General features: G+C 49.6%; 25 protein-coding genes. 17 read left to right on the forward strand and 8 right to left on the reverse strand.

Annotated elements, in window-relative coordinates; translation table 11 throughout:
- Window positions 1-34 precede the first annotated feature (34 nt).
- Both rppB and rppA read right to left on the reverse strand, forming a co-directional pair.
- A complete protein-coding gene (gene rppB, locus IQ256_RS04650) occupies window positions 35-1,465 on the reverse strand; it encodes a two-component system sensor histidine kinase RppB (RefSeq protein ID WP_193854393.1) in 1,431 nt (476 codons plus the stop codon).
- Window positions 1,462-2,166, reverse strand: a complete 705-nt coding sequence (rppA, locus tag IQ256_RS04655) for a two-component system response regulator RppA (RefSeq protein WP_193854394.1) — start codon at window positions 2,164-2,166, stop codon at window positions 1,462-1,464. The genes rppB and rppA overlap by 4 nt, the downstream gene beginning before the upstream one ends.
- Between rppA and IQ256_RS04660 the strand changes: the two genes are divergently transcribed.
- The 5 genes from IQ256_RS04660 to IQ256_RS29420 all read left to right on the forward strand — a co-directional run bounded on the left by IQ256_RS04660 (window position 2,166) and on the right by IQ256_RS29420 (window position 8,426).
- Window positions 2,166-2,981 carry a cobalt transporter gene (locus tag IQ256_RS04660; protein WP_228024575.1) on the forward strand — a complete coding sequence of 272 codons (816 nt, stop codon included), beginning with the start codon at window positions 2,166-2,168 and terminating at the stop codon, window positions 2,979-2,981. The genes rppA and IQ256_RS04660 overlap by 1 nt on opposite strands.
- A 53-nt stretch (window positions 2,982-3,034) precedes the next feature.
- Window positions 3,035-6,193 (forward strand): efflux RND transporter permease subunit, encoded by a 3,159-nt coding sequence (locus IQ256_RS04665; protein ID WP_193854395.1) that lies wholly within the window; start codon window positions 3,035-3,037, stop codon window positions 6,191-6,193.
- Window positions 6,194-6,300: 107 nt separating this feature from the next.
- Window positions 6,301-7,014 carry a glycoside hydrolase family protein gene (locus IQ256_RS04670; protein WP_228024576.1) on the forward strand — a complete coding sequence of 238 codons (714 nt, stop codon included), beginning with the start codon at window positions 6,301-6,303 and terminating at the stop codon, window positions 7,012-7,014.
- 41 nt (window positions 7,015-7,055) lie between these two features.
- Window positions 7,056-7,655, forward strand: a complete 600-nt coding sequence (locus tag IQ256_RS29415) for an MFS transporter (RefSeq protein ID WP_228024577.1) — start codon at window positions 7,056-7,058, stop codon at window positions 7,653-7,655.
- Between the two features lie 111 nt (window positions 7,656-7,766).
- Window positions 7,767-8,426, forward strand: coding sequence for an MFS transporter (locus IQ256_RS29420; RefSeq protein ID WP_228024578.1), 660 nt, complete (start codon window positions 7,767-7,769; stop codon window positions 8,424-8,426).
- Between the two features lie 187 nt (window positions 8,427-8,613).
- Here the strand turns inward: IQ256_RS29420 and IQ256_RS04680 are convergent, their stop codons facing one another.
- A complete protein-coding gene (locus tag IQ256_RS04680) occupies window positions 8,614-9,189 on the reverse strand; it encodes a TetR/AcrR family transcriptional regulator (protein ID WP_193854397.1) in 576 nt (191 codons plus the stop codon).
- Complete coding sequence (locus tag IQ256_RS04685) at window positions 9,189-9,647, reverse strand: ubiquinone biosynthesis protein COQ4 (RefSeq protein WP_228024579.1); 459 nt, start codon at window positions 9,645-9,647, stop codon at window positions 9,189-9,191. Before IQ256_RS04685 ends, IQ256_RS04680 begins: the two co-directional genes overlap by 1 nt.
- Window positions 9,648-10,062: 415 nt before the next feature.
- On the opposite strand from IQ256_RS04685, the gene IQ256_RS04690 reads away from it, so the two are divergent.
- The 12 genes from IQ256_RS04690 (at window position 10,063) to IQ256_RS04740 (ending at window position 21,540) form a co-directional block, all read left to right on the forward strand.
- The gene (locus tag IQ256_RS04690) at window positions 10,063-11,607 is read left to right on the forward strand and encodes a multicopper oxidase family protein (RefSeq protein ID WP_193854399.1); all 1,545 of its coding nucleotides are present in this window, start codon (window positions 10,063-10,065) and stop codon (window positions 11,605-11,607) included.
- A gap of 63 nt (window positions 11,608-11,670) precedes the next feature.
- Window positions 11,671-13,125 (forward strand): multicopper oxidase family protein, encoded by a 1,455-nt coding sequence (locus tag IQ256_RS04695; protein ID WP_193854400.1) that lies wholly within the window; start codon window positions 11,671-11,673, stop codon window positions 13,123-13,125.
- 348 nt (window positions 13,126-13,473) lie between these two features.
- Window positions 13,474-13,668 carry a heavy-metal-associated domain-containing protein gene (locus IQ256_RS04700; protein ID WP_193854401.1) on the forward strand — a complete coding sequence of 65 codons (195 nt, stop codon included), beginning with the start codon at window positions 13,474-13,476 and terminating at the stop codon, window positions 13,666-13,668.
- 65 nt (window positions 13,669-13,733) lie between these two features.
- Window positions 13,734-16,001: a heavy metal translocating P-type ATPase gene (locus IQ256_RS04705; RefSeq protein ID WP_193854402.1), complete on the forward strand. Its 2,268-nt coding sequence runs from the start codon at window positions 13,734-13,736 to the stop codon at window positions 15,999-16,001.
- 18 nt (window positions 16,002-16,019) lie between these two features.
- Window positions 16,020-16,559, forward strand: coding sequence for a cupredoxin domain-containing protein (locus tag IQ256_RS04710; protein WP_193854403.1), 540 nt, complete (start codon window positions 16,020-16,022; stop codon window positions 16,557-16,559).
- Between the two features lie 68 nt (window positions 16,560-16,627).
- The gene (locus IQ256_RS04715; protein ID WP_193854404.1) at window positions 16,628-17,068 is read left to right on the forward strand and encodes a hypothetical protein; all 441 of its coding nucleotides are present in this window, start codon (window positions 16,628-16,630) and stop codon (window positions 17,066-17,068) included.
- 36 nt (window positions 17,069-17,104) lie between these two features.
- Complete coding sequence (locus tag IQ256_RS04720; RefSeq protein ID WP_193854405.1) at window positions 17,105-17,392, forward strand: PepSY domain-containing protein; 288 nt, start codon at window positions 17,105-17,107, stop codon at window positions 17,390-17,392.
- 288 nt (window positions 17,393-17,680) lie between these two features.
- Window positions 17,681-18,007: a hypothetical protein gene (locus tag IQ256_RS04725; RefSeq protein WP_193854406.1), complete on the forward strand. Its 327-nt coding sequence runs from the start codon at window positions 17,681-17,683 to the stop codon at window positions 18,005-18,007.
- Window positions 18,008-18,246: 239 nt separating this feature from the next.
- Window positions 18,247-18,549: a tetratricopeptide repeat protein gene (locus tag IQ256_RS29425; RefSeq protein ID WP_228024580.1), complete on the forward strand. Its 303-nt coding sequence runs from the start codon at window positions 18,247-18,249 to the stop codon at window positions 18,547-18,549.
- A gap of 33 nt (window positions 18,550-18,582) precedes the next feature.
- On the forward strand, window positions 18,583-18,930 hold the full coding sequence (locus IQ256_RS29430; RefSeq protein ID WP_370623346.1) for a tetratricopeptide repeat protein: 348 nt from the start codon (window positions 18,583-18,585) through the stop codon (window positions 18,928-18,930).
- Window positions 18,931-19,010: 80 nt separating this feature from the next.
- A complete protein-coding gene (locus IQ256_RS04735) occupies window positions 19,011-19,427 on the forward strand; it encodes a helix-turn-helix transcriptional regulator (protein ID WP_193854407.1) in 417 nt (138 codons plus the stop codon).
- Between the two features lie 136 nt (window positions 19,428-19,563).
- Complete coding sequence (locus IQ256_RS04740) at window positions 19,564-21,540, forward strand: heavy metal translocating P-type ATPase (RefSeq protein ID WP_193854408.1); 1,977 nt, start codon at window positions 19,564-19,566, stop codon at window positions 21,538-21,540.
- Between the two features lie 223 nt (window positions 21,541-21,763).
- On the opposite strand, the gene IQ256_RS04745 is transcribed toward IQ256_RS04740, so the two are convergent.
- The 4 genes from IQ256_RS04745 to IQ256_RS04760 all read right to left on the reverse strand — a co-directional run bounded on the left by IQ256_RS04745 (window position 21,764) and on the right by IQ256_RS04760 (window position 24,113).
- Window positions 21,764-22,012 carry a hypothetical protein gene (locus IQ256_RS04745; protein ID WP_193854409.1) on the reverse strand — a complete coding sequence of 83 codons (249 nt, stop codon included), beginning with the start codon at window positions 22,010-22,012 and terminating at the stop codon, window positions 21,764-21,766.
- The gene (locus IQ256_RS04750; protein WP_193854410.1) at window positions 21,987-22,340 is read right to left on the reverse strand and encodes a hypothetical protein; all 354 of its coding nucleotides are present in this window, start codon (window positions 22,338-22,340) and stop codon (window positions 21,987-21,989) included. The genes IQ256_RS04745 and IQ256_RS04750 overlap by 26 nt, the downstream gene beginning before the upstream one ends.
- Before the next feature lie 335 nt (window positions 22,341-22,675).
- On the reverse strand, window positions 22,676-22,978 hold the full coding sequence (locus tag IQ256_RS04755; protein WP_193854411.1) for a hypothetical protein: 303 nt from the start codon (window positions 22,976-22,978) through the stop codon (window positions 22,676-22,678).
- On the reverse strand, window positions 22,971-24,113 hold the full coding sequence (locus IQ256_RS04760) for a hypothetical protein (protein ID WP_193854412.1): 1,143 nt from the start codon (window positions 24,111-24,113) through the stop codon (window positions 22,971-22,973). The genes IQ256_RS04755 and IQ256_RS04760 overlap by 8 nt, the downstream gene beginning before the upstream one ends.
- Window positions 24,114-24,281 lie beyond the last annotated feature (168 nt).

Below are 24,281 nucleotides of genomic sequence, written 5' to 3' on the forward strand. Positions count from 1 at the left end.
GGATATGAGCGGACTCTTATTTCCTTGCGATTTCCTAACAGAGGTAGGGCAGATAGATTGTGAATAAGCTGCCTTGTCCAAGATTGCTGTTAACGGTGATTTTCCCGTCGTGATAACGGGCGATCGCCTGCGAAATTGCCAGTCCTAAGCCTGTACCCCCAGTTTTGCGAGAGCGATCACTATTCACCCGGTAAAACCGTTCAAAAATTTGGGTTTGTTCAGACAGTGGAATACCAATGCCGCTATCTTGAACAGCGACGATGGCCACGCGATCGCGAGTTTGTAAACTCACCTTGACCGAGCCTTTCGCGGGCGTGTACTGAATGGCGTTAGCGATCACATTAGAAACCAGCCGGTAGAGCTGAGATTCGTCACCCGCAACATAAATTTCGGCGTCAGGAACTTGGCTGGTTAAATCAATGTCGCTAACGTTAGCAAGTTCCAAAAATTCTTCGCTGAGATCGGCAACCACATCGTTTAAACAGCAAGACTTATCCGGTTTGGATGCAGCATCCTGTTCAAGTCGGCTGAGCAGGAGTAAATCAGCAACCAGGTGGCTGAGTCGCCTGCCCTGACGTTCCACCGTTTTGAGCATAGGTACAACTTCTTGCTGCTGGGTAGAGGATAGCCGTAAGGTTGCTTCTACCGTAGCGAGCAAGCTGGCCAGGGGCGATCGCAGTTCGTGAGCGGCATTAGCCGTGAACTGTTGTTGTTTCTGATAGGAGTGATAGATCGGTCGCATGGCGAGTCCTGAGAGTGCCCATGCGCTAACAGCCACCAGAACTAAAACAAGGGGCAACCCAAAGATTAGAATCCATTGAATTCGCTCGATTTCAGCGTCGTAGGGGGCTAGAGTGCGGCCAATTTGCAGGTATCCCCACGACTGATGATCCACGCCAGCCCTGTCGTTAGTCGTTACAAGGCGAGCTGATAGTGCTGCATCGGTAGCGTTATTAGCGGCGCTGTCAGCAGCATTGTCAGTACGGTGCAGAATGGTTGTGAACTGATGATAGCGACCGCTCTCTTCGGTACTAAATGTTTGCCACGGTGATGGATTGAAGTCAGTCGGGAGCGGAAACGGTTGATTAGGAGAAAATGCCAGCAGGTCGCCATGCTGATTGAATAGGCGAATGTAGTAAGTGTTGCGATCGCTGATGCCGGTGGTGTGGCGTTGTACGAAAGTAGGGTTGTTGTTGCAGGGTTGTTCTACCACGCACAGATCGGGAAAGATTTGCTGTAGCAAGCGGGTCGGATCTTCTGCCGCAGGCAGCATTGGCTCAAAGCTGTCATGCAAGGTTCCAGCAATCGACTCGATCTCTCGTTCTATGGCAACCCAGTTTGCACGAACCAAGGCCCGATACATGCCTAATCCAGACAGACCCAACAGTCCGCCCATGGCGATCGCATACCAGCAGGCCAAGCGACGGCGGCTGCGACGAAAGAGTAACTGGCTGGGGTTCTTCATGGCTCAAACCGATAGCCCTGACCGGCCACCGTCTTAATTGGACAGTCACAGCCATAACGAGAAAATTTGCGCCTGACCAGCCGAATTTGAGCGGCAACCACATTACTGACGGGTTCTTCATCCAGATCCCATAGCTGATAGCGAATTTTACTGCCTGGAATCGTGCGATTAGGATTTTCCATCAGGTAGGCCAATACCTGAAATTCTTTGAGGGTGAGTGGAATAGATTGCGCCTCCTGGTCACCTGTCTGCTCATCTGGCGGCTCGACTGTCAGCGTAGTGTTGGCATCATCTAGCGTAAATCGTCCAATGCGCCAGATTTCTGTCCGCAGTTGGGGCGATCGCCGCTGCAAAGCCCGCAACCGGGCCAGCAGCTCTACCATCACAAACGGCTTAACCAAGTAGTCATCGGCACCAGCATCTAACCCAGTCACCCGATTTTCCGGCTCCCCCAAAGCTGTCAGCATCAGCACAGGTAACGCACTTTGATGAGATCTGAGCCGCTTGCAAAGTTCTAGCCCAGATACTTCAGGAATCAGCCAGTCAATGATAGCCACCGTGTAATCCGTCCACTCGCTCTCCAGGTGATGCCATGCCTGAGCGCCATCGGTCACCCAGTCCACGATATATTTTTCGCCCACTAAGACCTGCTTAATGGCAAACCCCAAGTCTTCTTCATCTTCTACTAGCAGAATTCTCATTGCAAAATTCTCATGGATTCTTTCCCCTACTCAACCACATCCTCTACGCGATTGATTTTAACGGAGTCGCTGCCATTTCATCTGGATTTCATCTGCCCTATGGCAACCTATATGAGGCTTTTATCCCGCTCTACAGAAAATTACGAGGCGTTACCATGAAATCTTTTCCTCTATTGGGTTCTATCCTGACCGCTAGCTTACTCATCAGCACACCTGCGGCGTTGGCCCACGTCGGCCATGGCGATGAATTTCAATCGACGGGCGGTATTAATCGAGTTGAGGTGAAGTCCGAAACCGACTCTCTGCTGGGCATTCAGACGGCTCCCATCGAGCCTGCTGCCGATGGCAGTGCCGCTGTTTTGATTCCGGTGACGGCGTTAGTCGATGACAGCGGCGAGCAGCTTGTTTTTGTGCAGTATGAAAACTTCTACGAGCCGGTGCCAGTCGCGACAGGCTCCACGCAGGGCGATTTGCTGGAAGTGACCGAAGGGCTATCGGTCGGAGAACAGCTCGTGACTGAGGGCAGTTTGTCGCTATATGCTGAGTCGCGCAAAACGCAAGCTGCCGAAGCACCAATAGATGAAACACCAGCGGCTGAAGGCGATTTTGCTACGCCTGTGACTGATGAGACTCATGCCCAAGCAGATGCCAAAGGAGTTCCTCATAGTCACGATGAAACTGGCAATCTAGTGGCCTCTAGTGCTGTTGAAGAGGCGTCTGGTGGCTTTCCGATGGGGATGGCGGCGACTGCTGGTGTAGCTGTTGTGCTAGCGGGTGGTGCGATCGCCTTTGTCAGCGGCAATCGTAAGGGATAGTAAACCGATTCTAATCAAACCCAAAGAGCCATCAAAGAGACTCATCACTTAAAATGCTTAACTCGATTTTGAATCGGACGCTTAAAAATTCAATTGCCCAGCGGTGGTTTATCGTCGCTGGGGCGGTGGCGGTTACCCTGTGGGGACTGGTTAGCCTGAGCCAAATGCCGCTGGATGTGTTTCCACCGTTTGCACCGCCCCAGGTCGAAATTCAAACTGAGGCGGTGGGGCTAGCACCGGAGGAAGTCGAGACGCAAATTACCGTCCCGATTGAAAGCGCGGTGAATGGTCTACCAGGGGTAACCACGGTGAGATCGTCCTCCAAGGTGGGGCTGTCAATGGTCAGCGTTGTGTTCGATCAAAATGCCGATATTTATCAGGCGAGGCAGTCGGTAACAGAGCGGCTCCAGCAGGTGACAAACCAGTTGCCTGAGGGTATCAATCCGCCCGAAATTTCTCCGCTGGTGTCGCCGCTGGGCACGATTTTGCAGTATGCCTTCACGGTGGAAGAACAAGGGCCAACTAGCATGATGAATCTGCGCCGACTGGTGGAGGTCACGCTTAAAAACCAAATTCTCTCAGTGCCGGGGGTTTCTCAGATCACTATTTACGGGGGTGATGAGCGGCAAGAACAGGTGTTGGTTGACCCGGAGAAATTGCGATCGCTCAACGTCTCTCTCACGGAAGTCACTGAAGCTGCAAAAGGAGCCAACGTCAACGCACCGGGCGGCTTTTTGGTTGGGGGCGGACAGGAACTGCTCGTTCGCGGTATCGGCCAAGTTCAGTCCGCTGAAGATTTGCAGCAGTCTGTGGTGCGCGTGCAAGACGGCCAGCCGATTTTGCTGCGCGATGTGGCTGAGATCAAAACCGGCGCAGCCTTAAAACGCGGCGATGCCAGCTTTAACGGTCAGCCTGCCGTGGTGCTGATGATTACCAAACAGCCCGATGTCGATACGCCTACTGTTAGCAAAGCGGTAGAGGCGGTCATGGCCGATTTGCAGCCGACCTTTCCCGCCGATGTGCAGGTACAGCGCACATTTCGCCAGTCCAACTTTATTGATGCCGCCATTCGCAACGTCAGTGGCTCCTTGCTTCAAGGCATCGTCATCGTATCGGTCATCATGCTGTTGTTTTTAATGAACTGGCGCACGGCAGCGATTACCCTCAGTGCGATTCCCCTGTCGCTGCTGATTGGATTGTTGTTTATGAAAGCCTTTGGCCTGGGCATCAACACCATGACCTTAGGCGGCTTAGTAGTGGCGATTGGTTCTGTTGTGGATGATGCCATTGTGGATATGGAGAACTGCTATCGCGGGCTGCGGGCTAATCAGGCGCAGGGCAGTCCCCAACATCCCTTTCATGTGGTGTACAACACGTCAGTACAGGTGCGGCTAGCGGTGATTTTTTCTACGGTGATTATCGTGGTGGTTTTTGCGCCTATTTTTAGCCTGAGCGGGGTAGAAGGCAGAATTTTTGCCCCGATGGGATTGGCTTATTTGCTTTCCATTGTGGCTTCTACCCTGGTGGCAATGACGCTTTCGCCCGCGCTCTGCGCGATTTTGCTGGCAAATCAGACGCTGCCTCAAGAAGGCACGGTGGTTTCTCGCTTTGCAGAGCGGCTTTATCGTCCGCTGCTGGAGCTTTCTATGCGGACTCCACAGCTTATTTTAGGGCTGGCTCTCGCATCTTTGGTGGCAACTGCTGTGGTTGTTCCTTCTCTCGGGCGGGTGTTTTTGCCAGAGTTTCAGGAAAAATCTTTGGTTAACTCAATGGTGCTATTTCCTGGTGTGTCTTTAGATATCACAAAGGGCGCGGGTAATGCGTTGGCCAGTTCTCTTAAAGATAATCCGCTGTACGAATGGGTGCAGGTAAGGGCTGGTCGCGCTCCAGGTGATGCAGATGGGGCTGGGGTGAGCATGGCCCATGTCGATATTGAACTCAGCGACCTGGCGCTGCAAGATCGGGAAGAGAGTGTTAAGCAACTGCGGGAGGCTTTTTTAGAGTTGCCGGGAGTTGCCCCTAATATTGGTGGGTTTATTTCTCACCGGATGGATGAAGTGCTTTCGGGGGTGAGGAGTGCGATCGCGATTAAAATTTTCGGCCCCGACCTAGCGGAACTACGCAGCCTCGGTGAACAGGTGCGTGACCTCATCGAACCGATTGCAGGCGTAGTGGACTTACAGCTTGAGCCACAATTACCCATCCGCCAATTACAAATTCAGTACGACCGAAACGCGGCGGCAACCTACGGACTCAGTATGGCCCAGATTTCGGCGGTCGTAGAAACGGCCTTAAACGGGCAAGTCGTCTCCCAGGCACCCGAAGATCAGCAGCTTATTGATATTGTCGTCATGCTGCCCGAGTCAGCCCGCAGCAGTCTCGATTCGGTTCGCGCTATCCCTATTTTGACGCCCACAGGAGAGAAAATTTCTTTGGGTACGGTCGCTAAGGTGGATTACGGCATGGGCGCAAACGTGGTGAATCGGGAGGACGTTTCCCGATTGATTGTGGTTTCGACTAACGTTGCGGAGCGTGATTTGGGTAGTGTGGTCGGCGATATCCAGGCGCAGATTAAACAGAACGTGCAGTTGCCCAGCGGCTACTTTATTCAGTACGGCGGACAGTTTGAGTCGGAGCAGCGAGCGACCAATAGCTTGCTGGTATATAGCCTACTGGCGGCTGTTGTCATTTCGGTACTGATGTTCTTTTCAGTGAAGTCATTCCCAGCAACGGTTGCCATCATGATCAATTTACCGCTGGCCTTGGTAGGTGGAATTATCTCGATTATGCTCACTGGCGGCGTTTTGTCTGTGGCTTCTCTCATCGGATTTATCACCCTGTTCGGGGTAGCGGTGCGTAATGGTCTACTGCTAGTGGACAACTACAACAGCAAGTTTGCTCAAGGGATGCCTCTCAAGGATGTGATTGTTAACGGCTCGCTTGACCGGGTAAATGCCATTCTCATGACGGCGCTGACTTCTGCGCTGGGGATGCTGCCGCTGGCGATCGCCAGTGGAGCCGGGAATGAGATCCTGCAACCCTTAGCGATTGTTGTATTAGGCGGATTGTTTACGTCTACGGCATTGACTCTGCTAGTGATTCCGGCAATCTATGCCAAATTTGGTAAATATCTGATTCCCAAACAGAAATTGTTAGATCCTATTGGACTTGATGCTGACTTTACGCCTGATAAAGCGATCGCAACATCTTAACTGTCATTGTCCAAACAGCTTCATGCAAAAACAGTCTTCCTCCACCGCTTAAAAGCGGAAAGAGGGAGGTTTATCCCAGTACTAGCGCTATAATGCAGACTAACAACTTGCCTGAAACAAAAGAAAATAAATCGAGACGACTTAGCTCTCTTTTCCCTTCAGCTTTATCAAAACTGGGAGCGGCCATTATTGTCACCGGAGTGATTATTTTTGCTGCGGTTGAACTAAGGCAGAGAGGCAACCATTCTCACCCTCAACCTTCTCCATTTGGAGATTTCCCGACCCTTGCCATGTCGGGCGGCGATCCTTACATCCGTGCCTTGATGCGAACGATCTCTGCTAGCGAATCCAACGGGAACGATCCCTACGTTTTGCTGTACAGCGGAGACCACACGCACGACCTTGGGCAACACCCAGATATATGCATTCCTATCCAAACTGAAGTGAATCAAGGCGACTGTTCAACAGCAGCCGGTCGCTATCAGTTTTTAACTTCAACATGGCAAGAAAAAGCATTTTTGTACCATCCCAATCCAAACTATCAGGCAAAACAGGTGATTTATAGTTTTTCACCTGAGTATCAAGATCAAGTGACCTACCAATGGCTGAAAGATGAAAGGATGTGGTCGATTGATGTTTTGGATCGACTAAGGCAAGGGGATACTGACGAAGTTCTCAAGCATTTATCAGGCACCTGGACAAGCTTGGGATTTGGAATTGAAAACAACTCTATGACGCCTTATTTGGCTGAAATTTATGAGCAAATTCTAGCTGAAGAGCTTCAACAAGCTCAGAGTCCGGCGGATCATCTTCATTACTAAGAGGCTAATCCTCTCTTTCCAAGAATGAAGAGCAAACAATTATGATCTCACTCCCTCGACTATTTCAGTGTCTCAAAAATCCGATCTTTGCTCGACTCTACGCCGCCCAAGCGATTAATCTGATTGGCGATGCTCTGACTTGGTTAGGACTAGCGCTCCTGGCTTTTGAGTTGGCAGGTGATGGAGCTGGGCTAATTTTGTCCGGGGCGCTTACCCTGCGGGTCACTGCTTATGTGGTGCTGTCGCCGCTGGCTGGGGCGATCGCTGACCGGGTTGATCGCAGACGCATTATGGTCGCGACTCATCTAGCCCGCATGTCTATCGTTTGCCTCCTGCCCTTCGTGACTCAGCCCTGGCAACTTTACGCGCTAGTGCTGACACTCAACGTATTTTCGGCCTTTTTTACGCCTACTTATACCGCTACGATTCCATTAGTGGCAACCCAGGAAGAATATCCTCAAGCAATCGCCCTTTCCAGCGCGACCTATCAGCTCTTAGGGGTGCTTGGCCCTGGTTTAGCCGGGAGCATAGCCGCCTTTGTGGGTACTCGGCAAGTGTTCTTTCTCGACGGATTGACATTTCTGATCGCCGCCTTTTTGGTGCTTACTCTCCCAAGACACCTGCTAGTTACGCCAAATTAGCAAGCCATTCCAAATCAGCCAGAATCTAGAACAGTCCATAGGACGCTACAGGATATTCGTCTAGGCACAACCTGTTTGCTCAGCGACCCGCTGATTAGATATGCCTTAGTTATGCAGCTTGTCGCCTCGATCTCAGGAGCTGCCATTCTAGTTAACACGGTGGGGCATGTTCAGGGCGCTCTTCAGCTAGGTAAGCTTGAGTATGGCTGGGTTATGGCCGCTTTTGGGATGGGTGCTACCTTCGCCTCTATCGGTCTAGGCACTTCCCACACAGTGCAAAGGCAAACGATGCTTACGGGAGTAGGGGCTGCGCTCACTACCCTAGTTCTCTTACCCGCAGACTGGGTAGGATTACGCGGGCTGCTGCTGCTGTGGTTGCTCGCAGGTATGGGACAAACCCTTGTCAATGTTCCGACCCAAACCCTAATTGCTAGTCGGGTTGCGGTTGACATTCAAGGCCGAGTTTATGGTGCTCACTTTGCCTGGAGCCATCTGTGGTGGGCCTTCTCTTATCCCCTAGCAGGATGGCTAGGAAATCATTTTTCTGACAGTGTTTTTCTAAGTAGCAGTGTCATCGGGACAGCAATTTGGGGGATAGCCCAGCTCGTTTGTCGCCCGAGCAATCGGCCCGAGCAATCCAATGGGTTATGGCACGATCACGAACACATTCATGATGATGACCACTGCTTTCATACCCACCACAGCACACAAGACGCGAAGACGGCTCACCGGCACCTACACTTTCATTCCACTGCACAGCTAGAGTATTAAAAGATAGCTAACTCTACTTTAATACTCTAGCTGTGCTTGCGATTCCGGCTCTCTATGCTCAATTTGGCCAATGGTTTGTGCCAAAAACAAAACGAGCCAACCTGAAAGCGGCACTATAAAGCGCAAATAAGTACAGCATTTCTTATGAAACATGACTGTTTCTAATTTTTAGTCTGTTGAGTTTTACCTATGGGCACAAGCCTTGCCATAATGCTTCGATAGCATCGGAGATAGTCCCCTGTGTGCTTTCTTTGTGAGCGCCGATGGTTTCAGCCATGGCTAAATGATGCAGATACGAGAGCAGAACGGCAACGGCTATCTCAACTTGACTTCTGCGAATTCGACCAATTTCAGCTTCGGCATGTAAGTATTCTGTCAGTCGATTACCGATCTGTATCCTTGGCATGGTGTGACGCTGCAAAAAAGTCTGCATATTAAAGGCCGGATGTCCGACGAGAGCTATGAAGGTAGGCATAACCTCACGGAAATAATCAACAATCTTTAGGCTTATTAGCTCTAGATTTTCAGAAACTGTTTTTTCTCCCGATTGAACCCTGAAGATTTCTTCAAGTCGAGCTGCTGGCGGCACCATCGCAGAAAAAAACAAATCTTCTTTAGTCTTAAACCTCTGAAAAATAACGGCTTCTGAAATGCCAGCATTCTGAGCGATCTTTTTAGTAGATGCCTTGATACCAACTTCTAGGAAAAGCGATTGTGCAGCAGCAAGAATCTCTTCATCCGTGACAGTTTTACCGCGAGTCATTAAGCCTGTGCTGGGTTAGTGTTTTTGTATGAATTACATTCTTGGAGAACAATACCGTATTCTCGTCGAATTTCGAGGACAGGCAGTTCTTTTAATTTATGAAGCTCTTCCAAGGGTAGTTTTTCCTTCATTTGCCAGCTTTTAAGGATGATGCTGAAGATGCGTGGCAGCGAGCCTATCCATTTGCTAGCCAATTTAAGGTGTCCAATACCAGTCAAGACTTTGCGATGTTCCTGGCTAGCAAATGCGCGGTGCATCTCGCTCATGTTTGCAGTAGTTGCAAAGATCATCCAAGCATGAACAGCAATCTCGTCCTGGATAGAAGTACCACAGTCGAATAGGACATGCACTGCATCATGCTGCTCGAAAGCGTTCTCTGATTCTAATGACATACTCTCGGTCGCGTCGTTTTCAGCTTCTGAAAAATGTAACTGTTGAATTGCTTCATCTAGTGTCATTGAAGTACTAGAGCTAGAACACTCATCCATTGCACAATCCTAATGTGTTTGGGCCGAAGCAAGACATGTCCCATTTTTGGCTCATTTTCGGCTATGGGACAATTCTAAGCTACATTAGCTTATAAGTGAGCGCTTGCTTATATAAGTTTATAAACGTGTTCGCATTTCCCGTTGAGTTGGAAAGCTCAAACTTTTGATCCCCTGTTGGACGCTTCCGAACAGCGCAGTTGTCAATCACTTCGTAGAACATAAATCCGCAGAAAGTCGCGATGATGCCCGACTTTCTGCAAGGCAACGAGACCGGATCTATTATGGTTTTCCATCACACACAGTGCTATGAAAACCTAATTTCATTTTGGTTTCACATTCCTAAGAGAAAATATTAAGGTTCACTAAACCTCGGACTAGACAAGGTATGAAACGCAGAAACTTTCTTTCTGTAGGCGCAGCGGGCGCAGGAACTGTTTTGTTATCGCAGTGCAGCCGTACGACTCGTCAACCTCAGGTAGCTAGTAACCAAAAATCGGCGCAGTTGTCTACTCCGACAGATTTGCCTGCGGTGTATACCAGCGACAACGGCCTTTTAGAAGTTGATTTAGCGGCTGGCTATCAAACGATTGACTTGAACGGTCAGCCTGCTACGTTGATGACTTACAACGGCCAGATGCCTGGGCCAAGGCTAGAAGCAAAACCAGGAGATACCGTCCGAATTCGGTTTACCAACAACCTGTCAGCTCCCACTAATATTCACTATCACGGGCTAAACATTTCACACAGCGGCAATGCGGACAATGTTTTTTTGAGTGTAGAGCCGGGTGAAACGCTCGCCTACGAGTTTACGATTCCAGCAAATCATCCGGCAGGCACCTTTTGGTATCACCCTCACCGTCACGGGTTTGTAGCCGATCAGGTATTTGCCGGACTCTCTGGATTCTTTGTAGTGCGAGGCGACTTAGATGAGATTCCAGAGGTCAAAGCAGCCTCAGAAGAATTTATTGCTCTGAAAGATTTTCAGCTAGACGAGCAAGGGAATATCGCCGAACCCGACCGAATGACGCTCATGATGGGCCGAGAGGGTTCACTGATTACCGCTAGCGGCCAAGTCAACCCCAATCTTTCAATTCCAAATGGCGGATTGTTACGCCTGCGCTTGCTCAATGCCTCAATCGCTCGGTTTTACCGATTGCAGCTAGAAGATCATTCCATGCACCTGGTTGCCACAGATGGCGGAGCGCTGTCGGAACCTGTTGAAGTAGAAGAACTGTTGCTGGTGCCAGGAGAAAGAGCAGAGGTGTTGATTCAAGGTAATCAATCCTCCGGCTCATATCGCTTGCTCAACTTACCCTACGACCGGGGCGGCATGGGCATGATGGGCAATGGCTCTATGGGCGATCGCTCTATGAAAGGCATGGACATGAAGGGCATGGATATGAAAGGCATGGACATGAAGCCTTCTACGGCCTCTAGTACCGAAGCGCTGCCTCTGGCGACAGTTACCTACAGTGGCTCCAGTGAGGTAACAACTCTGCCCACCCAGCTAATCCCAGTCCAGTCAATACCCGCAGCCGATAACGAAAGGCGCATAGAACTCTCTATGCGAATGTCATTTTTGCAGGGAATGGCATTCACCCTCAATGACAAAACTTACAATCCAGACCGTGTAGATATCCAAGTACCGCTCGGCAGCATTGAAGAGTGGGAAATTGCCAACGTCGATGCCGACAAGATGGATCACCCCTTTCACATTCATGCCGCACCTTTTCAGGTGATTAGCCGGAATGGACAGCCAGAACCCTATCCGGCCTGGAAAGATACCATTTTAGTGCGCGGCGGTGAAACCCTCCGCATTCGGATGCATTTCAAAGACTTTCCGGACAAGAGCGTCTATCACTGCCACGTTCTCGACCACGAAGAGCTAGGCATGATGGGCGTTATTGATGTTCAAGCACAACCGTCATGACGCCCTGATTTTCTAATCAATATCATGTACGATCGTGTTTGCTGAAGATCAATATAGTTGCTGATGAAACGTCGCCAATTCAACCGCCAGCTCGCTGGACTTATGACGGCTGCGGCTGGTGTCCCTCTGTTGTCTCAGTGCGGTCGCAACAACCCAGCTAGTCGCAGCCCGATCTTGCAAAAAATTAGCAGCGCAGAAGGGCTGCTCGAACTATCGCTTACGGCGAAAGCCCAAACGCAAGCAGTCGCTAGAAAATCTTTAGCGCTACTTGCTTACAATAATCAAGTGCCTGGGCCTATTTTAGAAGCTCGCGCAGGCGATATGGTCAGACTTACTCTGGTTAATGAGCTGGACAACCCAACTAACCTGCATTATCACGGTCTACATATTTCACCCGAGGTAGATAATGTTTTTCGGGAGGTGGCAGCAGGTGATCGCTACACCTACGAGTTTCAGATTCCTGAAAATCATCCTGCCGTCACCGGCTGGTATCACCCTCATTATCATCTCAGGGTAGCCGAGCAGGTATTTGATGGACTAGCAGGGCCGCTGATCGTCCGAGGAGCACTAGACGAGATTCCTGGAATTCGACAAGCAGAAGAAGCATTACTGGTGCTTAAAGACTTTGAGCCAAAGCTTCAGGGCAATTTTCAAACGCTCTCGCCCCTGGCTAAGCGATGGGGCCGAGAAGGAAGCCTGATTACAGCGAATGCGCAACAAAATTCGATGGTTAGCATTCCCCAAAATGGTCTGCTGCGGCTGCGGTTAATCAATGCTTCAGCCTCGCGCATTTATCAGCTTCAGTTGCCGGAGCACCCCTGGTTTTTAATGGCGACAGATCGAGGGGCGATCGCAGAACCCACCGAACTCGAAACTCTCACGCTATCTCCTGGTGAACGCGCAGAGCTACTGATTCCTGGCAGTAGAGAACCCGGAAACTACGAGATTTTGAGCTTGCCTTACGATCGCGGACTCTCTGAAATGATTGAAGGTATGGGAAAAACAGTCGAGCAAATGCCGGGGATTGTACGGTCAGAGAAAAGAGCGATCGCGACCCTTCAATACCAGCCGAGCGAGCGAACCGCTCAGCTTCAGCTACCCAAGCAACTTATCCCCGTCGAACCTTTGCCCGAAGCCGACATCAGCCGTGAATTCATTCTTAATCACGGTAATGATAGTTCCGCTGGAGTAACTGGATTTATCATCAACAATCAGTCTTTTGTAATGGATCGCGTCAACACCCGCGTGCGCCTCAATCAGGTTGAAGACTGGCATATCATCAACAAAGCCAGCATAGATCACCCTTTTCACCTGCACACAAACCGCTTTCAGGTCATCAAGCGTAACGGTCAGCCAGAACCCTTTCGAGCCTGGAAAGATACCGTTGCTATTGGCGGTTATGAGACGGTAACCATTCGAGTGAAGTTTGAAGATTTTGTGGGTCGAACGGTCTATCACTGCCATATCCTCGACCATGAAGATCAGGGCATGATGGGCATTGTTGAGATAGAGGCGTAAGCGCTAAGATGCCTACTTTCGTAAGTAACTGAAAAATTACATCTTTTGAAAGAGACTCATTTCATTCTGATTTCACATTTAACTGAACGGCTGTTGATTGTTGCATTTAGGCGCTGTCACGAAAACAATTGATCCGCAACGATAGCGGGCATTCATGCAAAAAGCGGGGCTTAGAGCCATGTTTCAGACCAGTAGGCAGGACTCTTCTGTCATTGCCAAGGAATATTTTTGATACCCCTTGACTCTCTCCTTGACTAGAGGGTTTATGTTAATAGCACTGATACGATTAGTCACCTACAGACACCTTAAACAAGTGTCAGGTAAAAACATAAACCCAAAGAGTACATCATGAAACTACAACTCAACGTTCCTAACATGGCCTGTGGCTCCTGTGCAAAGGCCATCACTAATGCCATTAAAGAAGTAGACCAAAATGCAAAGGTTGAAGCCGATCCTAAAACTAAGCGCGTCGAAGTAGAAACTGAGTCCTCCGAATCTTCTATTAAGCAAGCTATCAGCAATGCTGGCTATGCTGCGGCCTAGTGTTGGCCTCTAGCTTTTAACGCTCAAATTCCACCGAGATTCTTCAAAAGAGAGGAAAGCCCCCTATGACAGCAACTACCCTCAAGCTCAAAGGCATGAGCTGCGCGTCCTGTGCAAACAGTATCCAATCGGCTATTCAGCAGGTGCCGGGGGTCAGCAGCGCCCAGGTAAACTTCGCGGCTGAGCAGGCCAGCATTGAATATGACGAGCGCGATACCAATCTGGAGAAGATTCAAGCTGCCGTAGCTGATGCTGGCTACGAGGCAAGTGTGAGAGAAGACTTGAGCATCGGTAAAGAGGATGCTCAAGAGCAGGAAGAGCGAAAAGCACAACAGCGATCGCTTCTCACTAAAACAGTGGTTAGCGGTATCATTGGCGCAATCCTGATTTTAGGCACGTTGCCAATCATGCTGGGTATAGATATTCCTGGCTGGCCAATGTTTTTGCACAACCCCTGGTTGCAGCTTGTTTTAGCGACGCCTGTTCTGTTCTGGTGCGGTAAGTCGTTTTATGTCGGTGCTTGGAAAGCCTTTACTCACCGCGCGGCTAATATGAACACGCTGGTGGCGCTGGGTACGGGCGCGGCCTATATCTATTCTCTCTTTGTAACGCTGTTTCCTGGCTTCTTGCTTTCGCAGGGACTCGCGCCAGAAGTCTACTACGAAGCGGCTGTTGTGATTATCGCGCTGCTGTTGCTGGGCCGATACTTTGAAAACCGCGCTCGCGGGCAAACGTCGGACGCGATTCGTCAGCTGATTGGCTTGCAGGCAAATACGGCTAGGGTCGTACGCCAGGATGAAGAGATTGACCTGCCGCTTGAGGAAGTTATTGTTGGCGATATTATTATTGTTCGTCCCGGTGAGAAGATTCCAGTGGACGGTGAAGTGACAGCGGGCACTTCTACGGTTGATGAATCGATGGTGACCGGAGAGCCTGTTCCGGTGAAGAAGGAACAGGGTGAGGAAGTTATTGGTGCAACTATTAACAAAACGGGCAGCTTTAGATTCAGAGCTTCGCGGGTGGGCGCAGATACGGTGCTAGCGCAGATTGTGCAGCTTGTGCAGGATGCTCAAGGCTCTAAAGCACCGATTCAGAAGCTGGCTGACCAGGTGACGGGGTGGTTTGTGCCGGTAGTGATTGCGATCGCGATAACTACCTTCGTCCTCTGGTTTGTCATCATGGGCAACCTGACGCTGGCTTTACTCACTACCGTTGGCGTTCTGATCATCGCCTGCCCTTGTGCTCTGGGCTTAGCGACACCGACTTCTATTATGGTTGGCACGGGTAAAGGCGCTGAGAACGGCATTTTAATTAAAGATGCTGAAAGTTTGGAGCGGGCGCACAAGCTACAGGCTGTCGTTGTAGACAAAACCGGTACGCTCACAGAAGGGAAGCCGACGGTCACAGATTATTTGACGGTTCGTGGTACGGCTAATAGCAATGAGATAAAGCTGCTGCAAATGGCGGCAGCGGTTGAGCGCAATTCAGAACATCCCCTGGCAGAAGCGGTGGTGAACTACGCTAAATCTCAAGGCGTTGATGCGAAGAAACTGACAGGCGTTCAAGACTTTGATGCGGTCACTGGCAGAGGCGTTCAAGGAACGATAGATGGCCATCTGATACAAATCGGCACAGATCGCTGGATGCATGACTTGGGCATCGACACGCAATCTCTTCAATCGCAACGGCAAGCGTGGGAATCGGCTGCAAAAACCACCGCCTGGATTGCGGTGGACGGTAAGGCAGAAGGGCTGATGGGCATTTCTGACGCGCTGAAGAAAACGTCAGCTCAGGCAGTGAGTGCGTTGCAAAAGATGGGATTAGAGGTGGTGATGCTGACGGGAGATAATCAACAGACTGCTGAGGCGATCGCCCAAGAAGTCGGTATTCGTAGAGTCTTCGCAGAAGTTCGTCCTGACCAAAAGGCAGCGCAGATTAAACAATTGCAGTCCGAGGATAAACAGGTTGCGATGGTGGGCGATGGAATTAATGATGCACCTGCATTGGCTCAGGCGGATGTTGGGATTTCGATTGGGACGGGGACGGATGTGGCGATCGCAGCCAGCGACATCACGCTCATCTCCGGCGACTTGCAAGGCATCGTCACCGCCATCCAACTTAGCAAAGCCACCATTGCTAACATTCGCCAAAATCTGTTCTTTGCATTCATCTATAACGTAGCAGGCATCCCAATTGCAGCCGGTATTCTCTATCCGGTATTTGGCTGGTTACTAAATCCCATTATTGCTGGCGGGGCAATGGCCTTTAGCTCAGTCTCTGTAGTGACTAATGCCTTACGTTTGAGAAACTTTCAGCCTAAAGGCGTTCGATAGAACCTCCTCTATAAACCTATGAACAAACAATTCAGAAAGAATAAGAAATGGCTACTCAGCGGCTTACTTAGTGCCAGTTTACTGCTGGCTCCTCAGGCCGCTAAGTCACAAACCTCACAACCAGGCACGGGCGAGTTTCGTCGAATTGAGCAGCCCGTTGTACTGAAAGTAGGGGTGGCTGCTGCTGGCCTTGGCCTAATCGGTCTGGAGCTGTGGTGGTTTCTGCTGAGTAAAACTAAAGCGCAAGCAGCAACAGCATCTGAGGGCGTTCAATCTGTAGATATCACCGTAGATGGCGGCTACACGCCCGACCAAATTGTGGTTCGAGCAGGCCAGCTAGTTAAGCTAAACTTTCTACGAAAAGATCCCAGCAGTTGCTTAGAACAGATCGTTCTACCCGACTTTAATAAAGCGATAGATCTACCGTTGAACCAGAAAGCAACCGTAGAAGTTTTGCCCGAAAAAGCAGGCAGCTATACCTTCCACTGCGGCATGAATATGTTTCGCGGCACTATGACCGCAGAAGAGGCCACATCACAGGCCAGGGAAGCTACCTAGAGCGGTTTCATCCTCATTTCATAATCGTCTGCGACACTAGCAACGAACTCCTTCGGAAAGCCAAGTCCATGTCTCACTCAACAACCGGTAGCCGTGTTGCCATAGCTAGCACTATGCTGGGCGCTCGGCTACTGATTACGCGCAGGGCGTTAGCACATGAGGCCCATTACGAAACTGAGTCAGCCGAGCCAACAGAGGATCAAGCGGATGGCGAGCAATCTGCCCCCCAATCGGAGCCAGCGGCTGCCGAAGAGGTAACTCCAGCGCTCGATAAAACCGATTCAAATACTAACGCTGAGCCTTCTGGCGATGTCATAAATAAAATTTCAGAAGACAGCGCGGAAGATGGCACGACCATTCAGGAAACTTCGGCTACTCAACTGTCTAATTCAACTGCTGAAGCCAGCTTTCTAGAGGGATTTTCTATCGGGTTAGGAGAATCTTTGCTAGCGCTCATCATCGCAGGGCCATTTGTTTTGCTTTCTCTAAAACGGCGATTTCACTCCTAGTTCTGACACTGTTCAAAAATCTATAGCATTCAAACTATGGCGATCAATCGAGTCCGGCTGCGTCAATTACACAGAGCATTGGTTCCTTTTATTGTGCTGCCACTGCTGCTGACTTTAACCACGGGAATGCTATTTCAGATTGCAGCCGCTAGCGATCGTGCCAATGACTTTCTCTGGTTACTAGACCTACATCGAGGAAAATTCGGGCAAATCAATCTAGAGCTGGTCTATCCCATTCTCAACGCGCTGGGCTTGCTGACCCTGATTATCACAGGATCAATCATGTGGTATCAGTCACCTAGTCAGAAGAAGAAAAGCAGCTAAAAAAAGCCAAATTTCGTTAATCCTTTGCAGGCGGCAAACACAAACTTAGCTGCTTTAGAAGTAGTTAGTTCGAGAAAGCTGGTCAGTAGGGAGATTAACACCAGCACTATCAGCCACCTATAAATAGGTACTATATTATTCCGAAGCAAAGAGAAATGACTTAACTGGCCTGTGTATGTATTCCACCTTTCTATTTCCGTTCTGTTCGTATATCTCTTCACAGCATGTGCCCAAAGTCCTCAAATTGCTGAATCTGAGACAACCAGCGAAAAGAAACCAGCCGAGGTGATGCCAGAAACCCGACTGCCCGACAGCGTGCTTGGGACGTTCGATCAAACTAAAGAAGCTTGCTCATCGGATACTTTCACGAAGTTGACCGTCACACAGGAGAAGCTTCAGTTTTACTATGGGTATGCCGACATAAAGGCAGTCTCGCTTCGGAATAAGCGCTACGGCATTGACGCGACCTTCTTCCAGCTAGAAGGGGTAATAGAGGTGCGCCCCGAAGCAGCCACCTACCGAATTGAACCAAGCGATCGGGATGACAGCATTCGGTTCGAGAATATCCCAACAGGTCAGCCACCGTCACTACTCATACGCTGCGATGAGTCATAGAGACGATCACGATAGAAAGCAGAAAGATACCCTTTTGCTATGCTCTTTATAGCAGCAGCGATCGCCATATCAAATGGCCAGCTCACTCTATTGGGAATAAAGTCATGCAACCCAGGAAAATTATTACGTTATTTCTAGGCGCAATCATAACCATAACCACTGTGAGTAGGGCGGCAAATGCTAACTCTGCACCATCGGCACAGCCATCAATTTAGCTAGCAGCAACATCTGCGAACAGCTTGCTAGAGCAAGGTAGAGAGCAGGCTGAGCAAGGACAGTTTGAGCAGGCGATCGCCCTTTACAATCAGGCCATCCAAGCAGACTCACAAAATGCTGAAGCCTACCACTACCGAGGCATTGCCTACCACGACATAGGCGACTACTCGCAGGCAATTGACGATTTCACCGCAGCACTTCAGCTACGCCCTGACCATCCAGCAACCCTTTACGACCGAGGCGAAGCTTATTCGCACATGTCCGATATCAATGCTGCTGTGTCAGATTTGACACGGGCAATTAAAGTCGCGCCTGACTTCGTTTAACCCTACATAGACCGCAGCATCATTCTGGCCGTAATAGGTCAGTTTCCGCTAGCGCTGAGCGACCTGAATCAAGCAATTGCCCTCGCGCCCGACAATGCTGACGCGCATTACAACCGAGGCAAGGTTCATCTCGAACTGGGCGATGCTGAAGCCGCGCTGACAGACTTTGATACGGCAATCGCACTGTCCCCCGACCTCGCAGAAGCATATGGTAATCGCGGCCTTTTGCGCTATCAACTTAGCGATGCTCGCACGGCGATAGAAGATTTGCAGCAGGCGGCGGATTTGTTTCAGGTAAGAGGCGACCGGCAAAGCTACGAGCAAACAATGCAATTTATCCAGCAGATTCAGCTAGGAACCGCGATGGAGCGCCAGTCATAAAACATCGGATTGTCTGAATAGTCTTTCAAGCGGTAATGATTATCAGTATCATGGAAGAACTGCTTCATAGCTAATCGACAATGCCAAAAGCCAAGGCCACCCTCAAAAAAACCACTCCTCAAAAAGCTGCCAGCAAAAGTAAGGCCGCGAATGCACCGAGTTGTAAAACATCTCTAGTTCATCTCGATAATGTCCGGCAAGTACAGCCAGAGATTCTAGAGACTGAAAAGGCGCAACGCATGGCAGAGTTTTTCAGTGCCCTTTCAGACCCACATAGGCTAAAGCTACTGTCTGCATTAGCTCAGCAAGAGCTGTGTGTTTGTGACTTGGCAGCAGTGGTCAAGATGGGCGAGTCGGCAGTCTCTCATCAGCTACGAGTGTTGCGATCGCACCGCTTAGTAAAGTATCGTCGCCAGGGCCGTAATGTTTGCTATAGCTTAGCTGACGAGCACATCACATCCTTATACAAAGAAGTCGCCGAGCATCTCGACGAGTAGATAGTCCGCCGAACACTAAACCGCCTTTTAAGGTTGCCTATCAATTTTATCCAATAGGGAGATTGAATATTTCAATCTTATGTTTTAATATCTGAATAGTCTTTCATATATTCAGGTTTAATAAGCAGGTGTCACGATGGTAGAAACTCACGCGCAAAATGACTGCTGCGGTCATGTCCATAGTCACGGCTCAGGCGAATTTGACTTACGAAAAGAGCTGACGCCAATTGCGATCGCCACTGTCCTCTTCCTAATTGGCCTCGTCTTTAACGAGCCGCTGCACAATACCCCTTATGCCATCGCTGAGTATGCCGTTTTAATGCCTGCTTATCTCATCAGCGGTTGGAGTGTGCTAACCACTGCTGGGCGCAATATCTTAAGGGGGCGCGTTTTTGACGAGAACTTTTTGATGACGATTGCAACATTGGGAGCGATCGCTATTCACGAGCTGCCCGAAGCCGTTGCCGTGATGTTGTTCTTTCAGGTAGGAGAGCTATTTCAAGATTATTCTGTGGGGCGATCGCGTAAGTCCATCAAGTCGCTGCTAGAAGTGCGCCCCGACACCGCAAATCTGCAAGTGAATGGGGCCAGTGGAAAGACTATTCGTGAAGTTTCTCCAGAGTCAGTCAAGGTGGGCGATGTTGTGGTCGTTCGCCCTGGTGAGAAAGTGCCCCTGGATGGCGAAATTTTAGAAGGTAAATCTCAGGTAGACACCTCTGCCCTCACAGGAGAATCTGTGCCTCGCACGGTGCAAACAGGTGAAACCGTACTATCTGGCATGATTAACCAGTCTGGGATGCTAACGCTCCGAGTCACTAAGCTTTTCAACGAATCTTCCATTTCAAGAATCTTAGAGCTGGTAGAAAATGCCAGTAGTAAAAAAGCGGATACTGAAAAGTTTATTACTCGCTTTGCTCGCTATTATACGCCTGTTGTTGTTTTTCTTTCGCTGGCAATAGCCGTTTTACCACCTTTATTCATTCCTGACGCCTCACAGTCTGTGTGGACTTATCGCGCCCTCGTACTGCTGGTGATTTCCTGTCCCTGTGGCTTAGTCATCAGCATTCCACTAGGCTACTTTGGCGGCATCGGCGGCGCGGCCAAACGTGGTATTTTGGTCAAAGGTTCTACCTTTCTTGACGCGCTTACTCAAGTGAATACAGTTGTCTTCGATAAGACAGGCACGTTGACTAAGGGCAACTTTCGAGTCAGTGAAGTTATCGCTCAAAATGGATTCAAAGAACAACAGCTACTGGAACTTGCAGCTCAAGTAGAGTCTCAGTCTGACCATCCCGTTGCTCAGTCGATTCAACAAGCATACGGAAAGCCTCTCGATAGTGCTGTACTGCAAGACTATGAAGAAATCGCCGGTCATGGTATTCGCGCTAAGGTCAACGGGCACACGGTTCTAGCAGGGAATGACCGGCTGCTACACCGAGAAAACATTCCTCACGATGTCTGTCATGTAGACGGAACAGTCGCGCATCTAGCTGTCGATGGCATTTATGCTGGACGAATTATTATCGCTGATGAGATAAAAGAAGATGCAGTAGAAGCCATCAGCGCTTTGAAGCAACAAGGCATTCAGACCATTATGCTTACAGGCGATAGCCAGTATGTGGCTAACACCGTGGCTCAAAAGTTAGGGCTCGACCAGTACCGTGCTGAGCTGTTACCCGAAGGCAAAGTAGATGCCTTAGAAGGGTTTCTACAGTCTGCCAGTAAAGCCAAGAAGAAAGTTATTTTTGTAGGAGACGGAATCAATGATGCGCCCGTGATTGCCAGAGCTGATGTAGGGATGGCAATGGGCGGACTGGGTTCAGATGCGGCCATTGAGACAGCGGACGTAGTGATTATGACAGATGCGCCTGCGAAGGTGGCTGAGGCGATCGCACTAGCCCGTCGCACCCTGCGAATCGTCTGGCAGAATATAGTTCTCGCTATGGGGATAAAGGTTGTATTCATTGCCCTCGGCGCTATTGGACTAGCAACCCTTTGGGAAGCTGTGTTCGCCGATGTCGGTGTGGCACTGCTAGCTATTTTGAACGCAGGCCGCATCTTACGGGTGAAGAAAGGCAATATACAAGAAAGCTATGCATCAGCCACTCAGTGAAAGTTCAGATAGAGAAGTTGGCGTCCAAATCAGCGAACAGCTCACTCAAGAAGGCGATGAGGTGCTAACCCCGTTGTGGGAAAGAGATAAAGGCTAATATGCTTTAACATAAGCTGAGAATCTAGTACACTTGGTAGAAATTTTCTAAGCGCTCTAGCTTGGTCAATGCCTATTTAGCTCTCTGGTTAGCCAAAGTGATACCGTTTCTCACGTACGCAAGCATTTAGAATTTAGGGTAGAGCGCAGCACGAACAGTCTTCAGAGGCCAATAGATGTAGGCCATCGCTAAATGCAGACCCAGTGAACCCGATTCCCACAGTGCAACGTGCTTCTCCAAAACATCCAACCAAGTTGAGCGAAAGATTCTTCCTGGCGTAGCAATAGGGCAGCGCTGGGCGATCGCTGATTTCTCGCGTCGATACCAAGTGATCGCCCTATTCACCTGTTCAGCATTGGGGGGACTTTCGCTCATTCCATCGGCTCCGTAAAGAAAGATCTGACAGCCTCTGTAATCTCATCAAAATGTAGATCGCTCTCAGCAGCAGGGGTGGCGTACTCTCCTGTATAACCAGACAATGCCCACTCAATGAAATCCGGATAGGCTCTTTAGCAGCATCATTCATCTGATTATGCTGCTCCCAACCCAGCGGCCCTAGCGTCGTACCAATCTCGGTTCCAGCACCTAGTTCGCCCGGTGTGCAGCCTGACAGATAGCGAGCGACAAAGAATGAACTCGGCTCAGCGCTGGTCGTCAGAGTCGCCGCCTGACCAAACTCCGTTTCCTCGCAGCTAAACTTCACTAGATCGCCAGAGCGACCGAAGGTAAATACCGGCTTCCTAACGATGTCTTTACCTTCACTCTATTGGCCAAGCTCTGCTGTTAACAATGCTCTTTTCTTCTTGTAGACACGTAGCCGCTAGCTATCGCTCAATGTCGCTCAACCGACTTTCTTTAGCTATTGCCTCAGCTTCGCGCTCGATGTTCGGTTCTTCTACAATCGCAGTATCTGTTAAATCAAGGTTAGAACGGACAGTTGATCACGTTTCTTCCTGTCAACCTGTTTTCTTACAAGTGCATGACAAGTGCAACACACTTGTCATGTATAGAGTTTCAAGGCTAAAGCGTGATCAACAATTACTCAGAAGAACCGAAGCTGCTAAACATGTTTTCCATATCCATATCACCATCATTACTCGAACTGGATACAACTACATTATCTACTTGAGTAGAGGATAAAACAGACGTCGGTGGTGATGCTGGAGAATCAGAGAGTGAGTCTAGAAGAGCAGCTACTGCCATATCAAAAGACTGTGTGACATCACCTTTTAATCCTGGTATTGCTCTCCATACTTTTTCTAGCTGCGACCAGCGAAACTCGTTGTTCCTGACAGTCAGATTCTTTGGTCTAGGTGTGCCTTCACTTCGCTTCTTAGGCATGTGCCGGTGCCTCCGTCTTAACCATCGCTCGCTTAGCTCTGGCGGCTTCGGCTCTGGCAATACGCTTAGTTTCTAGCTCTTGATAATTCGGCAAGTTGATCCGCTCCTTGCTGACTATTTCTGACATTGTAAGCACGTTAGCGTAGTCCGCATCCTGATCAGCGCCAATGATGTGGATGCCAGACTGTGATAGCTGTTGCTGTTCTTTAGGTGATAAGACTTTTTCCAGCAAGCAGCTACCGCCACCAATGAGCGCATAGACGCGATCGCCCAGGGTAAAAACATCGTTGCGTCGCTTCTGCTCGACATCTAAAGCTTTAGCAGTGTTGGCAACAATATTTAGACTCTTCTTCATCGTGCCGCGCAAATGCTTTTCCAAGCTAAACCCAGCAAAGTCCCATTTTGCCTGCCCTAGAATCACCGATAGCTGTTCAGGTGTAGGAATGTTGTTGCGCTTTAACTTTCGTGCTTCGTTGATAAAAGAATCGCTTTGCAGCGCGTCACTGATCCAGTAGTTGGCACCCCCACGATCTCCGCCGTGAGCATTGACTGTAGCAATACCGCCATCTGGTTTTCTGATTGCGCCCTGGATAGTGCCACTGCCAAAGTCGATGATGCCGTTGTAGTCAGGGTTGACCATCAAATAGGTACGGCCCTCTGGCACGACACAGAAGCGCTGAAAGTGAGGATTAATAGTGTCACCCTCACTGGTGGTGAAGCCGTCACCGATTGCGCGGAGTTCTTTGTACAGTGCTTTTGTGGTCGCATCGGTGACGAAAGGCGTACTCACCGCGATGTCTACCGTAGGGCTGACAAAGCTTATCCCTGAGTCCTTTTTTACGATTGCAATGAGAGAGGCCACGGTAGCTGCTACGTTCTCTAGCTTGTCGCCATCGGCTAGCGGCATGTGCAGCTCAGCACCTTCGATCATTAGCGCCCTGTTGCCACAGTAAAAAATGCCTCTACGCTTCGGAATAATTACACCTTCAGCAGCTTTCGCCTGGGTATTAGCAATCATTGAAGAGAATTTGTATCTTTTCTCGGTGATGATGTTGCGTCCCCGATAAACCTTCACGAATGCTTTTGTGAGCAAGTTTCCTCGGTCTAAATTTATTTGCAATCTAATTTCAGCCATTAGTCCTTCCTTTAAGGTGTTTTTGATATAACGCTTCGGTCACGCTGATACAAACTTTTTCTTTGCACGACGCTTATACAACTCTTGCAGTGCAAATTACTCTTGAATCACTCTTGTATTGCACTTGCAGGGCGCTAATAATTTGTGACTCAGCGTGATTCAAACTTT

The organism is cf. Phormidesmis sp. LEGE 11477, from assembly GCF_015207105.1.
Lineage (GTDB): Bacteria > Cyanobacteriota > Cyanobacteriia > Phormidesmidales > Phormidesmidaceae > Phormidesmis.

Bases quoted from the DNA above. Each gene is read 5' to 3' on its own strand.
- rppB (WP_193854393.1), bottom strand. From the start codon at position 1,465: ATGAAGAACCCCAGCCAGTTACTCTTTCGTCGCAGCCGCCGTCGCTTG.
- rppA (WP_193854394.1), bottom strand. From the start codon at position 2,166: ATGAGAATTCTGCTAGTAGAAGATGAAGAAGACTTGGGGTTTGCCATT.
- IQ256_RS04665 (WP_193854395.1), top strand. From the start codon at position 3,035: ATGCTTAACTCGATTTTGAATCGGACGCTTAAAAATTCAATTGCCCAG.
- IQ256_RS29415 (WP_228024577.1), top strand. From the start codon at position 7,056: ATGATCTCACTCCCTCGACTATTTCAGTGTCTCAAAAATCCGATCTTT.
- IQ256_RS29420 (WP_228024578.1), top strand. From the start codon at position 7,767: ATGCAGCTTGTCGCCTCGATCTCAGGAGCTGCCATTCTAGTTAACACG.
- IQ256_RS04680 (WP_193854397.1), bottom strand. From the start codon at position 9,189: ATGACTCGCGGTAAAACTGTCACGGATGAAGAGATTCTTGCTGCTGCA.
- IQ256_RS04685 (WP_228024579.1), bottom strand. From the start codon at position 9,647: ATGACACTAGATGAAGCAATTCAACAGTTACATTTTTCAGAAGCTGAA.
- IQ256_RS04690 (WP_193854399.1), top strand. From the start codon at position 10,063: ATGAAACGCAGAAACTTTCTTTCTGTAGGCGCAGCGGGCGCAGGAACT.
- IQ256_RS04695 (WP_193854400.1), top strand. From the start codon at position 11,671: ATGAAACGTCGCCAATTCAACCGCCAGCTCGCTGGACTTATGACGGCT.
- IQ256_RS04700 (WP_193854401.1), top strand. From the start codon at position 13,474: ATGAAACTACAACTCAACGTTCCTAACATGGCCTGTGGCTCCTGTGCA.
- IQ256_RS04705 (WP_193854402.1), top strand. From the start codon at position 13,734: ATGACAGCAACTACCCTCAAGCTCAAAGGCATGAGCTGCGCGTCCTGT.
- IQ256_RS04710 (WP_193854403.1), top strand. From the start codon at position 16,020: ATGAACAAACAATTCAGAAAGAATAAGAAATGGCTACTCAGCGGCTTA.
- IQ256_RS04715 (WP_193854404.1), top strand. From the start codon at position 16,628: ATGTCTCACTCAACAACCGGTAGCCGTGTTGCCATAGCTAGCACTATG.
- IQ256_RS04720 (WP_193854405.1), top strand. From the start codon at position 17,105: ATGGCGATCAATCGAGTCCGGCTGCGTCAATTACACAGAGCATTGGTT.
- IQ256_RS04725 (WP_193854406.1), top strand. From the start codon at position 17,681: ATGCCAGAAACCCGACTGCCCGACAGCGTGCTTGGGACGTTCGATCAA.
- IQ256_RS04735 (WP_193854407.1), top strand. From the start codon at position 19,011: ATGCCAAAAGCCAAGGCCACCCTCAAAAAAACCACTCCTCAAAAAGCT.
- IQ256_RS04740 (WP_193854408.1), top strand. From the start codon at position 19,564: ATGGTAGAAACTCACGCGCAAAATGACTGCTGCGGTCATGTCCATAGT.
- IQ256_RS04745 (WP_193854409.1), bottom strand. From the start codon at position 22,012: ATGAGCGAAAGTCCCCCCAATGCTGAACAGGTGAATAGGGCGATCACT.
- IQ256_RS04755 (WP_193854411.1), bottom strand. From the start codon at position 22,978: ATGCCTAAGAAGCGAAGTGAAGGCACACCTAGACCAAAGAATCTGACT.
- IQ256_RS04760 (WP_193854412.1), bottom strand. From the start codon at position 24,113: ATGGCTGAAATTAGATTGCAAATAAATTTAGACCGAGGAAACTTGCTC.